Below are 14,914 nucleotides of genomic sequence, written 5' to 3' on the forward strand. Positions count from 1 at the left end.
GAGCCTGCGGCAGAGAGGTTCCGGTCGCGGCTCCGGGTCCGTACCGTTAGTTTGAGGGCAGATGCCCGCAATCTGCAGGGGTGGACGAGGAGGTCCGGGTGGAATCGACACGCGCGCAGGCCGCACGGCCGGTCACGGCGAGGAAGGTACCGCCGATCACGCAGGCCGGGGGTGGCCGCGCATGACGCTCGGGCTGATCAGGTCGGTGGGGGAGCGGGCCTACCTGGAGGCAGAATCGGCGCGGCTGGCGCTGGAGGCCGGGCTGGCCCGGCTGGAATCGCCGGCGGTGCTGCTGTCGGCGGCCACGGCCATGCTGCGCTACGGCACGCTGGCGGCCGGGCTGCGGTTGTCGGCGGCCCGGTACGGCGGGCGGGTCGCGGTCATCGACGAGCTGGGCGAGCTGACCTTCGCCGAACTGGAGGACCGGTCGAATCGGCTGGCCAACGCCTGGCGCGAGCGCGGCCTGAAACCCCATGAGGGCGTGGCGATCCTGGCCCGCAATCACCGCGGCCTGCTGGACGCGATCTTCGCCGCCGCCAAGTGCGGGGCCCGGATCATCCTGCTCAATACCGATTTCGCGGGCCCGCAGATTCGCGACGTCGCCACCCGCGAGGGCACCGACCTGCTCGTCTACGACGACGAGTACGCGCCCATGCTCGACGAGGTGAGCCCGCGGCGCGGAAGCTACCGGGCCTGGACCGAGCAGCCACGCGAGGACAGCCTCGGATTCCTCATCGAGACCGGCTCGCCCGACGCGCCGCCCGCGCCCGGCGCGGAACCGAAGATCATCCTGCTGACCAGCGGGACCACCGGCACCCCCAAGGGCGCGCCGCGCCCCGAGCCGAAATCGCTGCTGCCGCTGGGCGGTCTGCTGTCCAAGGTCCCGTTCCGGGTGAACGAGGTGACCGAGTGCTGCGCCCCCATGTTCCATACGCTCGGATTCGCCTGCGCCATGCTGACTCTCGGCTTCGGCTCCACCCTGGTGATCCGCCGCCGCTTCGACCCGCAGGCCGCCATCGACTCCATGGCGCGACACGGGGCCACCACGGCGATCGTCGTCCCGGTCATGCTGGCCCGCATGATCGACCTGGGCGGCCGCGCGCTCACCGGGCACGATTTGTCCGCGCTGCGCATCATTTTCGTCGCGGGCTCCCAGCTGGGCGCGCACCTGTGCCGGGAGGTGACGGCGGCCTTCGGGCCGGTCGTCTACAACCTGTACGGGTCGACGGAGGTCGCCTACGCCACCATCGCCACGCCCGAGGACCTGGCCGAGGAGCCCGGTTGTGTGGGCCGGCCGGTGCTGGGGGCGCGGGTGGAGATCCTCGACGATCGGGGCCGCCGGGTGCCGGCCGGCGCCACCGGCCGCATCTTCGTCGGGAACACCATCCAGTTCGAGGGCTACACCGGCGGCGGCCACAAGGAGGTCATCCGCGGCCTCATGTCCTCCGGCGATGTCGGCCACTTCGACAGCGCGGGCAGGCTTTTCATCGACGGCCGCGACGACGACATGATCGTCTCCGGTGGTGAGAACGTCTTCCCGGTGGAGGTCGAGGAACTGCTCTACACTCACCCGTCGGTACGGGAGGCGGCCGTTCTCGGCGTCCCCGACGAGCAATTCGGCGCGCGCCTCGAGGCTTTCGTGGTCGTGCACGACGGTCACCAGCTCAGCGAGCTCGAGATCAAGGACTTCGTGAAGGCCAATCTGGCCCGCTACAAGGTCCCCCGCGAGGTGGTCTTCCTGGCCGAACTGCCCCGCAACCCCACCGGCAAGGTGCTCAAGCGCAAGCTCCGGGAGGCCTGAGCCGACAGCGATTCGGGGGATTCGGAACCGTGTGATTCCCTGCCCGGGGTCGTATGCTGGGCACCTCGCAGTACGCGGTAGAGCATGGGGGAGGGCAGGTGCCGGGGGCAGGCAATCTCGGCCACTATCGACTCGTCGAGCTGATCGGGCGGGGCGGCATGGGCCAGGTGTGGCTGGCCGAGGACACGCACCTCGAACGGGAAGTCGCACTGAAGCTGCTCCCCGTTGAGCTCGCCACCGACCAGGACTACCGGCGGCGGTTCGAACGCGAGGCCCGGCTGGCCGCGCGACTGCGCGGACCGCATGTGGTGCCCATCCACGCTTTCGGCGAACTCGACGGCCGCCTGTACATCGACATGGAGTTGATCGAAGGCGCCGATCTGAGCAAGACCCTGCGCGAGGTGGGATCGCTCCCACCCGACCGCGCGGTCGACCTCATCACCCAGATCGCCGAAGCCCTCGACATCGCGCACCGGGCGGGCCTGGTGCACCGGGATGTGAAGCCCTCCAACGTCCTCACCCTCCCCAACGGCTTCGCCTACCTCATCGACTTCGGCATCGCCCGCGGCGTCGGCCAGGCCACCATCACCAGTACCGGTGTGGCAGTGGGCACCTGGGCCTACATGGCCCCCGAGCGCTACTCCGGCACCGAGGACCTCCGCTCCGACGTGTACTCGCTGGCCTGCCTGCTCTACGAAACCCTGGTCGGCACCAAGCCTTTCACCCAGGCAGATCCCGTCCAGCAGATGGCCGCCCACCTCACCACCGACCCGCCCCGCGCCAGCGACCACAACTCGCTGATCCCCGCCGCCCTCGACGCCGTCATCGCGCGCGGCCTGGCCAAGGACCCGGACCGCCGCTTCCAGAGCGCCGGAGCCCTGGCAGCGGCCGCCCGCGCCGCTCTGGACTCCCGGCCCGCCCCGCGCACCGGCCCGGCCCCGCCGACTGCCAAATGGGATAGCCCGGAACCGTTTCCGAGCTATGGCGCGGCGGGCGGGCGGCAATATCCGACGCCGCCAGGGGCTCCCGCATCGTCGCCCGGCAACCGCATCCCGACCGCGCTGACACCTCCGCCGGGTGGGTTGGCCGCGGGCGCGACCCCGTACGGCGGAATCCCAGGCGGTGCGATGCCGCCACCGCCCGGGCGGCCGGGGAGCGGAACGGCCGGAGCCGGCTATCCGTCGCAACCCCAAGACCGCGCACCGATTCCGGGCGGTTCCGGTGACCTGGTCTGGGGCGCAACGCCGCCGCCCGGCGGTATGCCGGGATCGATGGTCGGGCCGGTCTCCGAACGTGTGCCTCGACCCCATTCTGGACAGCCGCCGGTCGCCTCCGCCGGAATGTCCTGGGGCGCAACGGCTCATCCGGGAGTCGTCGCACGATTGCCCGGTGACGGCATGCCGGCCTACGGCGCGGGGAATTCGGTACGGCCCGTGCGGATCAGCGCCGGTCGGGTGTTGTGGTGGATCCTGCTGGTGCTGCTCATCGCGTTCTTCGGGCTCTTCACCGCGGCGGGTATCGACGTGCTGGTCACCGAGACCAAGGGCGGTGTGACGGATTTCGTCGCGACCATCGTCGCGCTGGTGGTATTCGTCGCACCGCTGGCGGTGTTCGTGTGGCTGGGGTGGCGTGAGGTCAAGAGGTTTCGTTCGCGCCGCCGCTGAAACCGGATCGCGGGTGTGCCGGGTGCGAACGCGGATCGGCGCGGCCGGGTTGGCCGGTCGCGCCGAATCAGCGAGGTGCGCTCAGCAGTTGCGGAGTTCCGGGCTCTGGTTGAGCAGCTGGGCGCGGGTGGAGATGAAGGTGGTGTAGGTGTCGCCGCCGACCGAGGTGAGTGGGAAGGCCGCCACCCGGTGACAGTTCTGGAAGGCGAGCTTGATGCCGAAGTGGCGTTCCAGGCCGCCGCGGATGGCGTCCGAGGCCATGGCGCGCAACAGCTGGCCACGGGCGGTCTCGTCCGGCGGGGGAATGGTGTTGTCGGCGTATTCCGCCGTGCCGGAACGCAGGTCGGCGGCTACCCGGCTGACGACCTCGTAGGCGTAGGGCAGCGAATTACGGACGCATTCGACGAACTCTGCGTCGCTGACTTCGCCGCGTTCGGCGCGCTCGAGTAGTGCGGTAGGTACGTCGAGTGACATATCGCTCTCCTCATGGGATGGCGGAAGGTGTCAGCCGATTGTAGATGAAAAACGTTGTCAATAACTCTGAATTCGCAGCGAAAGTACCCGTTCCAGAGCATTTTTCGCATCCGCCGACAGTGTGCGCACCAGCTCGCCCGCCGGTAGCTCGGGCGCCAGCGAATGTGCCTGACCAGCCCAGAGATTCACCTCGTCGGCGTTGCCCGCCGCCCGCGCGGCCGCTCGCAAAGGCCCGGTGGCGTAATGGATCTCGGGGTAGGCGACCGGAGCGTCGGGGTGTTCCACCATGAACCGGTTGCGCAGCCCGCGCGCCCGCCGCCCGGTGAAGGCGCGGGTCAGCATGGTCGGTATCGGCTCGGCGATGGCCTTCCGGACAACCGGCGCGGTCCCGGCCTCGGGGCAGCGCAGGAACGCGGTGCCGAGCTGCGCCGCCGCCGCGCCCGCGCACAACACCCCCGCGACCGCCGCCCCGGTCGCGATGCCGCCCGCCGCCACGATCGGTGTGTCCACCTCGGCGCGCAGCAGTTGCAGCAGCGTCAGCAGCCCCAGCGGGTCGGTGAGGTCGTCGGCCGGATCGTCGACGAAGACGCCGCGGTGCCCGCCCGCCTCCGCGCCCTGTGCGATCAGCACGTCCGCGCCCGCGGCGACCGCTTGCCGGGCCTCGGCCACGGTCGTGACCGTCACCCACACCTCGGACCCGGCCGCGTGCAGGCGCGCGATCTCCCCGGCGGTCGGGCAGCCGAAGGTGCTGGACACCACCGGAACCGGATCGGCGATCAGCAGGTCCAGCTTTGCGGCCCAGTCGTCGCTGTCGTAGCGGGCCTCGCCGACCGGGAACTCGGCCGCCAGCGTCCTTATATATGTATCGAACCGATCGGTCGGACTCGGTTCGGACGGATAGAACAGATTGACCCCGAACGCCCCGGAGGTCAGCGCCCGCGTGGCCTTGATCCGGGCGGCCAATTCACTCGCGGGCAGGTATCCGGCGGCCACGAAGCCCAGCCCACCGGCCTCGGTCACGGCCGCGGCCAGATCGGGGGTGGACGGTCCGCCCGCCATGGGGGCAAGAACGATCGGCGTATCCAACTCGTCGAGAACCATCTCGCAAGTGTGCGCCTTCGGTTACGGTTTGTGACCAAGGGTTCGAGCACTCGACCTGGCGTTATCGCACAAAAGGTTGCGAATTGGTCACGAGCGAGTACTGTTTCCGTCACAGCGATGCCGAATCGTTACCGGACCCCCGAACGCTAGGACTTGCAGTGCCGCACCATCGAACGACCGCGAACTCTGTCACAGTCATGGATCTGCTCGGTGATTCCGGTGCGGGCACCACTGTCACCATGTCGCGCCGACGCCACCGGGCCGAACCCTCCACCGCCGAGCGCGTGAAGACCGCCGCGGGTGTGGCCGTCGCCGCCGGCGCCCTGATCGGCACCGGAACGCAGCTGGTCCCGGCCCTGGCGCACGCCGCGCCGCTGCTACCCACGCACGACGAGCAGCCCGCCACCATCGGCGAGGACGTCGCCCCGGTCGAGCAGGCCGACCTCGATCTGAAGCAGGCCAGGGACTCCGCCCCCGCGGCGCAGACCCCGCAGGCCCAGCCGATCGCGGCCACCACGCCCGACCCGGCCCCGTTCGGCCTGCAGAACCTGCCGCCGGAGGTCTCCGCGCCGCTGCAGCAGGCCGAGCAGACCCTCAAGAACCTCCAGCAGCAGCTGAACCCGGGCCCGAACGTTGTCAAGCCGGTCGACGGCCAGCTCACCTCCGGCTTCGGCATGCGCTGGGGCGCAATGCATTACGGCATCGACTTCGCCGACCCGATCGGCACGCCGATCCACTCGGTCATGGGCGGCGAGGTCATCTCCGCCGGCCCCGCCTCGGGCTTCGGCCTCTGGGTGCGCGTCAAGCAGGACGACGGCACCACCGCGGTCTATGGCCACGTCAACGACATGTACGTGACCGTCGGCCAGCGGGTGAACACCGGCGATGTCATCGCCTCCGTGGGAAACCGCGGAAACTCCACAGGTCCCCATCTGCACCTCGAGATCTGGGACGCCGCCGACAACAAGATGGATCCGCTGCCATGGCTAGCCAGCAAGGGCGTTCTCATGCAGCAGCAGTGGGGACCGGACCAGTAGACCGTTCACCGCTGCCCTCGACCGGACGCTTTCCGGACCGGCGCCCACCGGTGGGTGCGGTGACGACACTGGACGACCTCTTCGACCCGGCCTCCGTGCCCGGCCGCTCCTACGCGGTGCTCGTGCAGCACCCGCGCTCGACCGTGCTCGAGGTGGCCGAGCGGCTGACCATCCCGCCGCGCGTGGCCGAGGCCGCGCTGGAGGCGCTGTGCCAGCTCGAGGCCGCGGTGCGCCTCACCGACGGCAAGGGCGTGGTGCGTTTCGACGCGCACGCGCCGGAAGCCTTGTCGGAGGCCGAGACTCGCCGGCGCAATCAGGACATGCTGCGCATGCAGTCGGCCGCCGCGCGCCTGGGCGAGACCTTCCGCTCGGTGCGCCGCACCACCGATGCCGACGGCGCGGTGGTGGCGGTCTATGAACGCCGCCAGCTGCTGGCCGATTTCGAGGACCTGCAGCACACCGCGCACGCCTGCGTGAAGGTGGTGGAGCGCGGCCCGTTCCTCTCCGATGTGGAGACCGAGGAGCGGATGTTCGAGCTGAAGTCTTCGCGCATCACCGCGGGCATCGCCTACCGCACCCTGTACCAGGAGACCATCTACCAGGACCCGGAGCGGCTGCGCCACGTCCTGGCCACCAATGCGATTGGGGCGCAAGCGCGTACGCTGCCCGACCCGCCCATGAAGCTGATCGTCGCCGACGACCGGCGCGCGGTGCTGGTGCTGCACACCGACGAGCGCCGCGGCGACCCCATGGGCGTGCGCGTCGGTCCGTCGCCCACATTGGACCTGCTGGTCAAGACCTTCGACTCGCTGTGGCTGCTGGCCACGCCGATCTCGGTGAACCCGGCCGAAGCCCTCGACGAGCGCGACAAGGCCATCCTGACGCTGATGAGCATGGGCGCCACCGACGACACCATCGCCCGCCGGCTCGGTCTCTCACGCCGAACGGTGGTGCGCCGCACCGCGAGTCTGCTCGAGCGCCTGGGCGCCAGCACGCGGTTCCAGGCCGGCGTGCAGGCGACACGCCGCGGCTGGCTCTGATCCACTGTGGTGCAAGTCACTTCATAGCAACAATCATTGCTGCTCAGCGATAGTCACTGTGCTCGGGCCGCTCGAGGCCGCGCGCGAGCATCGATATGATTGTTTGATCCGCTCACCCGTTGGCGATCCATAGGGAACAAGACGCCATTTTTCGTGGGTCGGGCCGAGTGTCTTCGGCCTGCGGAAAAGATGAACCCGAGAGGTGAATGCACGCGAATGGATACTGCCCGCCGTACAGCTCGCGGAAATCGTCGGCGTCGGTCCGGCAGCCCACTCTTCGGGCAGTTGCTCACCGCCGCGGTCGAGTCCGCCGCCGACGACATCGCCATCCGGTTCAATCCCACTGGAAACCCGGCCGACCAGCGCGAGATCAGCTACCGCGAACTCGATGCCGGGTCCTCGCAGCTCGCCCGGGAACTGATCGGCCGCGGCGTAGGCCCCGGCGACATGGTCGCGATCGGCATCACCCGCTCCATCGAATCGGTGCTGTCGGTCTGGGCCATCGCCAAGACGGGCGCCGCCTACGTGCCGGTCGATCCGGCCTATCCGCCCGATCGCATCGAACACCTGCTCACCGACTCCGGCGCGGTGCTGGGCCTGACGACGCGGGAGTACCGCGCCGCGCTGGGCACCGCCGCCGAGTGGATCGAACTGGACGATCCGGCGCACGCGCAGCGCATCGCTGCGCACCCGGATCACCCCATCTCCTATGCCGACCGGCCGGGCACGCTCACCGAGCAGCATCCGGCCTATGTCATCTACACCTCCGGGTCGACCGGAAAGCCCAAGGGCGTGGTGGTCACCCACACCGGCCTGGCCGGACTGGTGGCCGCCGAGCGGGAGCACTACGCGGTCACCGCGGATTCGCGTGTGCTGCACGTCTGCTCGCCGAGCTTCGACGTCTCGGTGCTGGAACTGCTGCTGACCTTCACCGCCGGTGCGACCCTCGTCATCGCACCGGCCGGGGTTTTCGGCGGCGTGGAACTGGCCGAGCTGCTGGGCCGCGAGGCCGTCACCCATGTGCTGATCACCCCGGGCGCACTGGAATCGGTGGATCCGTCCGGGCTGACCGAGCTGACCACCGTGGTGGTGGCCGGTGACAAGTTCGGCCCGGAACTGGTGTCGCGCTGGGCAACCGCCGACCGCTCCTTCTACAACGGCTACGGCCCCACCGAGGCAACCATTCTCGCCACCTCGAGCGCCCCGCTGCTGCCCGGCGAGCCGATCACCATCGGCTCGGCCATCCCGGGTGTCGGTGCGTACGTACTGGATTCGCGCCTGCGGCCGGTGCCGGACGGCGTGGTCGGCGAGCTGTACCTGTCGGGTCCGGCGCTGGCGCAGGGCTACAAGGGTCGGCCGGGGCTGACCTCGGAACGCTTCGTGGCGAGTCCCTTCGGCGAGGCCGCGGGCACGCCGGGCGCGCGCCTGTACCGCACCGGCGACCTGGTGCGCCGCACCCCCGCCGAATCGGATAACCCGGGCGTCATCGAGTACCTGGGCCGCTCCGACTTCCAGGTCAAGATCCGCGGCCTGCGCATCGAACTCGGCGAGATCGACAATGCGCTGAGCGCGCACCCCGACGTGGATTTCGCTGCGACACTGGGCAAGACGCTGCCCTCCGGCGCGACCGCGCTGGTGTCGTACGTGCTGCCGCGGCCGGGCGCGACCCTGGACACCGCGGCGCTGGCGGCGCACGTCGGCGAATCGCTGCCCGCCTACATGGTGCCCGCCGCCCTGCTGGTGCTGGACGAGATTCCGCTGACCCCGGTCGGCAAGCTGGACCGGAATGCCCTGCCGGAACCGGTTTTCGCGGCCCGCGAGTTCCGGGCCCCCGCCACCCGCGCCGAGGAGATCGTCGCGGAAGTGTTCGCCGCCTTGCTGATTCCGGACAACCCGGACGCGCGGGTGGGTGCGGACGACGACTTCTTCGAACTCGGCGGCAACTCGCTGCTGGCCGCACAGGCTGCCGCGCGCATCGGCACCGCACTCGGTGTGCGGGTTCCGGTCCACGTGCTGTTCGAGGGCTCGACCGTGGCCGAGCTGGCGCGGCGGCTCGACGGCGAATCGGCGCCGGCCGCCGCCGGACCGGCGCTCGGCTCGCTGCCCCGCCCGAACCGGGTGCCGCTGTCGTTCGCGCAGCAGCGCATGTGGTTCCTCAACCGCTTCGACCCGAACAGCGCGGTCGACAATATGCCGCTCGCGGTGCGGCTGTCCGGCGCCCTCGATGTGGACGCCATGCGCGCCGCGGCCGCGGATCTGGTTGCGCGCCACGAGGTCCTGCGCACCATCTACCCGGAGGTCGACGGCGAGGGCTACCAGCTGGTGCTGCCCGCCGGCGATCCGCGGGCGCTGCCCGAACTGCCGGTCGTCGACATCGACGCCGCCGAGATCCCGGCCCGGGTGGCGGAGGTGGTCGGCGCCGGCTTCGACGTCACCGCCGCGCCGCCGCTGCGGCTGCGCCTGCTGCGGCTCGCACCCGACGAGCACGTGCTGGTGGCCGCGATCTATCATATTGCCGCCGACGGTGTTTCGATCGGCGTGCTGGCCCGCGATCTGGTCTCCGCCTACGCCGAGCGCATGCGCGGCGGTGCTCCGCAGTGGGCCCCGCTGGCGGTGCAGTACGCCGATTACGCGGTGTGGCAACGGGAATCGCTGGGCAGCGAGGACGATCCGGACTCGGCGCTGTCCCGCCAGATCGCCTACTGGCGCGAGGCCCTCGCGGACCTGCCCGACGAGCTGGTACTGCCCTGGGATCGACCGCGGCCCGCCGTCGCCTCCTACCGCGGCGGCACCCACGCCTTCCGCATCGACGACGAGATCTACGCGGCCGCCCGGCATTTCGCCGAGACGCACAACACCACCCTGTTCATGGTGGTGCACTCGGCGCTGGCCGTGCTGCTGGCCCGGCTCTCCGGTACCCGCGACATCGCCATCGGCACGCCGGTGGCCGGACGCGGTGAGGCCGAACTCGACGACCTCATCGGCATGTTCGTCAACACCCTGGTGCTGCGCACCGACATCGACCCGGCCGTCTCCTTCGCGGACCTGGTGGCACGGGTGCGCGAGACCGACGTGCGCGCCTTCGGTCACGCCGACGTGCCGTTCGAGCGCCTGGTGGAACTGCTGGACCCGGCCCGCTCGCAGGCCCGCAATCCGCTGTTCCAGGTCATGCTGACCTTCCAGAACATGGCGCCCACCCGCCTGGAACTGCCCGGGCTCACGGTGGCCGGCGCGGACCTGGAGATCCCGTTCGCGAAGTTCGACCTGCAGCTCACCATGCAGGAGTCGCACGACGAGCACGGCGACGCCACCGGCCTGGCCGCCGAATTCTCCTACGCCCTGGACCTGTTCGACGCCGCCACGGTCGCCGAGCTGGCCGCCCGCTTCCAGCGGGTGCTCGCCGCGGTGACCACGGCCCCGGCCGCCCCGGTCGGCGATCTCGCGCTGTTCTCCGCGGGGGAGCGGCAGCGGGTGCTGGGCGACTGGAACGCCACCACCTTCGACGTGGCGGCGACGCTGCCGGAAGGCGCTGCGGCGACCCTGGTTTCGCGATTCGAGGCGCAGGTGGCGGCCACCCCGGACGCCGTCGCGCTGAGCTTCGCGGACGAGACCCTCACCTATCGCGAGCTGTCCGAACGGGCCAATCGCCTGGCGCGGGTGCTCATCGCCGAGGGCGTGGGCCCGGAATCGCTGGTGGCGCTGGCCCTGCGGCGCTCGACGGAACTGGTCGTGGCCATGTACGCGGTGCTGCACGCCGGCGCCGCGTACGTGCCGCTGGACCCGGACCAGCCGCTCGACCGCATCGGCCACATTCTCGACACCGCGCGCCCGCGTCTGCTGCTCACCGCCGAGCGGGACGAATTCGACGCCGGTGCACGTGATGTCGTGACGGTCACGGTGGAGCGGGCGGAGGCCGCGGCGCGGTCGCACAGCGGTGCGCCGATCACCGATGCCGAGCGCGTCCGGCCGCTGCGGCCGGAGCACACCGCCTACGTCATCTTCACCTCCGGCTCGACCGGCCGCCCCAAGGGCGTCGCCGTCGAGCACCGGGCCATCGTCAACCGCCTGGTGTGGATGCAGCACGAGTACGCGCTGACCGCGGAAGACGCGGTGCTGCAGAAGACTCCGGCCACCTTCGATGTGTCGGTGTGGGAGTTCTTCTGGCCCTTGCAGACCGGTGCGCGCCTGGTGGTCGCCAAGCCGGACGGGCATCGCGATCCGGTGTACCTGGCGCAGATCATCGCCGGACAGCGCATCACCACAGCGCATTTCGTGCCTTCCATGCTGTCGGCCTTCGTCGCCACCCTGGACAACGACAGCGAGCTGGCGAGTGCGGGCCGCACGCTGCGTCAGGTGTTCGCCTCCGGTGAGGCGCTGCCCGCGCCCACCGCGCGGCAGCTGCGGGAGCTGACCGGTGCGCGGCTGCACAACCTCTACGGTCCGACCGAGGCCGCGGTCGACGTCACCTATCACGAGGTGACCGAGGCCGACACGGTGTCGGTGCCGATCGGCCGCCCTGTCTTCAACACCCGTGTCTACGTGCTGGATTCGCGCCTGAATCCGGTGCCCGTCGGCGTCGCGGGCGAGCTGTATCTCGCCGGTGTGCAGCTGGCGCGCGGCTATGTCGAACGGCCCGACCTGACCGCCGATCGCTTCGTGGCCGATCCCTTCGGCGCGGGTGAACGGCTGTACCGCACCGGCGATCTCGTGAAGTGGGATGCTGCGGGTGAGCTGGAGTACCTGGGCCGCACCGACTTCCAGGTGAAGCTGCGTGGTCTGCGCATCGAACTCGGTGAGATCGAGGCGGCGCTGCTGGCGCAGCCGGGCGTCGCGCAGTCGGTCGTGGTGGTGCGTGCGGACGCGCACACCGGTGACCAGCTGGTCGGCTATGTGGTGAGCACCGAGGCCACTGCCGAGCAGCTGAAAGCCGGTCTGGCCCGGGCGCTTCCGGCCTACATGGTGCCCAGTGCCATCGTGGTGCTCGACGCGTTCCCGCTCAATGCCTCCGGGAAGCTGGACCGCAAGGCGCTCCCGGCCCCGGTGTTCGAGGCCAAGACCTTCCGCGCGCCCTCGACCCCGATCGAGGAGAGCGTGGCCGATGTCTTCGCCGAACTGCTCGGCGCGGACCGGGTGGGCGCGGACGACGACTTCTTCGAGCTGGGCGGCAACTCGCTCATCGCCACCCGCGCGGTGGCCCGCATCAACGCCGCCCTCGACGCCAATGTGGCCGTGCGCGAACTCTTCGAGACCGCAACGGTTTCCGGCCTGGCGGCGCGTATCGTGCCGGGCGCCGCGACGGGCGTGCGGCCGGCGCTGGTGGCGGGGGAGCGTCCGGTGCGCGTCCCGCTTTCCCTTGCGCAGCAGCGCATGTGGGTGCTCAATCAGCTGGATCCGGAGTCCCCGGCCTACAACATTCCGATGGTCATCCGCCTCACCGGCGCACTGGATGTGCCCGCCCTGCGGCACGCCGTCGAGGATGTGCTGACCCGCCACGAGGTGCTGCGTACGCGCTATCCCGAATCGGCTCCGGGCGCACCGGCCTACCAGGAGATCCTCTCGGTCGCCGATGTGCTGCCGCACGGCCTCGAGGTGGAGCGGTCCGGCTATATCGGCGGCCGGGTCACCGAGCTGGTCGGCACCGGATTCGATGTGGCCCAGCGGGTTCCGGTGCGGGTGCGCCTGATCACCGGCGACGACCAGGACGACTACCTGCTGGTCCTGGTGGCCCACCACATCGCCGCCGACGGCGCCTCCATGGCCCCGCTGGCCCGCGACCTGATGACCGCCTACCTCGCGCACGCCGCCGGCGAGGCTCCGGCGTGGGCGCCGCTGCCGGTGCAGTACGCCGACTACGCGGTGTGGCAGCGGGCGGCCATCGGCGTCGAGGACGACGCGGACTCGCCCGCCGCCGCGCAGGTCGCGTTCTGGCGTGAGCAGCTGGCCGGACTGGCGGACCGCCCGATCCTGCCGCTGGACCGGCCGCGCCCGGCGGCGGCCGCCATGCGCGGCGCGCTGCTCGACTTCACCCTGCCCGCCGAGGTGCACGCGGGGTTGAATCGCCTGGCGCGCAACCACAATGCGTCGCTGTTCATGGTGGTGCACGCGGCGGTGGCGGCCTGGCTGTCGCGGCTGTCGGGCAGCGCCGACATCGTCCTGGGCACGGCGGTCGCCGGGCGCGGCGAGCGCGCGCTCGACGATCTGGTCGGCATGTTCGTCAATACCCTCACCCTGCGCACCCGGGTCGACGCGGCCGCGCCGTTCGACGAGCTGGTCGAGCGGGCCCGCGAGACCGACCTGTCGGCCTTCGCCCACGCGGACGTGCCGTTCGAACGGGTCGCCGAACTCGTCGCGCCCGGCCGGACCGCGGCGAATCCGCTACTGCAGGTGGTGCTTTCGCTGCAGAACACCGAAACCCCGGTGCTGGAGCTGCCGGGCCTGACGGTGGCGGCGGTCGACACCGACCTGGCGACGGCCAAGTTCGATCTGCAGATCAGCGTCGAACCGCGCCCCGGCGCGGCGGGCGCTGCGGGTGAGCTGGCCGTGATCCTCAACTACGACACCGAGCTGTTCGAGGCATCCTCCATGGAGTCCTTCGGCCGGGCCCTCGAGCGGGTGCTCACCTCGGTCGCCACGGATCCACAGCTGCCGGTCGGCGACATCGTGCTGCTGGACGCCGCGGAATCCGCTGCGGTGCAGGCACTGTCGCAGCCCGCGCCGGAACCCGCCGGGCTCGGCGTGCGCGGTGCCGCCCTGGCCCAGGTGCTCACCACCGCCGCCGAGGACGACCCGGACGGCCCGGCGCTGGTGTGGGGCGACGAGGCGCTCACCTATCAGGAACTCGACGCCCGCTCCTCCCGGCTGGCCCGGGTGCTCATCGCCCGGGGCAGCGGCCCCGGTACCGGTGTGGTGCTGCGCCTGGACCGCGGCGTCGATCAGGTGGTCGCGGTGTGGGCGGTGCTGAAGGCGGGCACCATGGTGGTGCCCTTCGCCGCCGCGGAAGTCCCGGGCCGGGATGTGAAGGTCGGCATCACCGTCGGCACGGCGCCCGACAGTGTGCGCGGCATCGAATGGCTGTCGCTCGACGACTCCGAGACTGCGGCCGAGATCGCCGCCGAATCGGCGCGACCGGTCACCTACGCCAACCGGATTCGCGCACTGAGCGGCACCGATATCGCCTACGCGGCGGCGGACCGGACCCTCACCTACGACGGCCTGGCCGCCGCGGTCGACCGGGCCCGCGCCCTCGACCTGACCTTCGAGTCGCGCACCTTCCACCACGGTGCGGCCGATTCGGCGCTGACCCTGATCGAGGTGGTCGCGGCGGGCGCGGTCGGAGCCGCTGTGGTCCTGGTGGATTCGGCCGGACCGGATCTCTCGGAGGCGCTGGGCGACGAGTGGGTCACCCATGTCTTCGCCGACCACGATCGCCTCGGTGAGCTGAATCCCGTTCCGCTCGAGGATCTTCGGGCCGTGGTGCTCGATGCGCCGACGACGGCCGCCGCGCGCTGGACGGACGCCGCCGTGCTCGTCCTGCCCGAGTAGCCGAGCGCTAGCGGGCCCTGCTCGCGCCGCCGGATCCACCTCCCGGCGGCGCGAGTAGTAGCGAACAGCAATCGCTATGGCGCAGGTCACATGGTGCAACGCCGGGGCCGGGCCGCCGATAGTCCCTCCAGTTCGAGCCGCCGTAGCTGCTGTGCGCGGCTATGCTGTGCCGGTTCGCCCGGGCGAGTCGGTTTCGTCGGCCCGGGCTGTCGAAGAAATTCGACGCGTGTGATTGCTGGACGTGTGAGGTGGACA

At 70.8% G+C, this 14,914-nt stretch carries 7 protein-coding genes; 5 read left to right on the forward strand and 2 right to left on the reverse strand.

What is annotated here, in order from left to right; genetic code table 11:
• The first annotated feature begins 181 nt into the window (after positions 1-181).
• The gene (locus tag ACFXN1_RS00100) at positions 182-1,801 is read left to right on the forward strand and encodes an acyl-CoA synthetase (protein WP_379443697.1); all 1,620 of its coding nucleotides are present in this window, start codon (positions 182-184) and stop codon (positions 1,799-1,801) included.
• 98 nt (positions 1,802-1,899) lie between these two features.
• Positions 1,900-3,465, forward strand: coding sequence for a protein kinase (locus tag ACFXN1_RS00105; RefSeq protein ID WP_379443696.1), 1,566 nt, complete (start codon positions 1,900-1,902; stop codon positions 3,463-3,465).
• Positions 3,466-3,546: 81 nt separating this feature from the next.
• On the opposite strand, the gene ACFXN1_RS00110 is transcribed toward ACFXN1_RS00105, so the two are convergent.
• The gene (locus ACFXN1_RS00110) at positions 3,547-3,939 is read right to left on the reverse strand and encodes an SCO5389 family protein (RefSeq protein WP_354830660.1); all 393 of its coding nucleotides are present in this window, start codon (positions 3,937-3,939) and stop codon (positions 3,547-3,549) included.
• 57 nt (positions 3,940-3,996) lie between these two features.
• Positions 3,997-5,040, reverse strand: a complete 1,044-nt coding sequence (locus ACFXN1_RS00115; protein ID WP_379443695.1) for a nitronate monooxygenase — start codon at positions 5,038-5,040, stop codon at positions 3,997-3,999.
• A 197-nt stretch (positions 5,041-5,237) separates the two neighbouring features.
• Here ACFXN1_RS00115 and ACFXN1_RS00120 point away from each other — a divergent pair, with 197 nt between their 5' ends.
• The 3 genes from ACFXN1_RS00120 to ACFXN1_RS00130 all read left to right on the forward strand — a co-directional run bounded on the left by ACFXN1_RS00120 (position 5,238) and on the right by ACFXN1_RS00130 (position 14,659).
• Positions 5,238-6,077: a M23 family metallopeptidase gene (locus ACFXN1_RS00120; protein WP_379394397.1), complete on the forward strand. Its 840-nt coding sequence runs from the start codon at positions 5,238-5,240 to the stop codon at positions 6,075-6,077.
• A 59-nt stretch (positions 6,078-6,136) separates the two neighbouring features.
• A complete protein-coding gene (locus ACFXN1_RS00125) occupies positions 6,137-7,117 on the forward strand; it encodes a LuxR C-terminal-related transcriptional regulator (RefSeq protein ID WP_379394399.1) in 981 nt (326 codons plus the stop codon).
• A 216-nt stretch (positions 7,118-7,333) separates the two neighbouring features.
• Positions 7,334-14,659 (forward strand): amino acid adenylation domain-containing protein, encoded by a 7,326-nt coding sequence (locus ACFXN1_RS00130; RefSeq protein ID WP_379443694.1) that lies wholly within the window; start codon positions 7,334-7,336, stop codon positions 14,657-14,659.
• The last annotated feature ends 255 nt before the right edge of the window (positions 14,660-14,914 follow it).

It is taken from the genome of Nocardia sp. NPDC059154, from assembly GCF_042755705.1.
Taxonomy (GTDB): domain Bacteria; phylum Actinomycetota; class Actinomycetes; order Mycobacteriales; family Mycobacteriaceae; genus Nocardia.

Bases quoted from the DNA above. Each gene is read 5' to 3' on its own strand.
- ACFXN1_RS00115 (WP_379443695.1), bottom strand. From the start codon at position 5,040: ATGGTTCTCGACGAGTTGGATACGCCGATCGTTCTTGCCCCCATGGCG.
- ACFXN1_RS00130 (WP_379443694.1), top strand. From the start codon at position 7,334: ATGGATACTGCCCGCCGTACAGCTCGCGGAAATCGTCGGCGTCGGTCC.
- ACFXN1_RS00110 (WP_354830660.1), bottom strand. From the start codon at position 3,939: ATGTCACTCGACGTACCTACCGCACTACTCGAGCGCGCCGAACGCGGC.
- ACFXN1_RS00120 (WP_379394397.1), top strand. From the start codon at position 5,238: ATGGATCTGCTCGGTGATTCCGGTGCGGGCACCACTGTCACCATGTCG.
- ACFXN1_RS00100 (WP_379443697.1), top strand. From the start codon at position 182: ATGACGCTCGGGCTGATCAGGTCGGTGGGGGAGCGGGCCTACCTGGAG.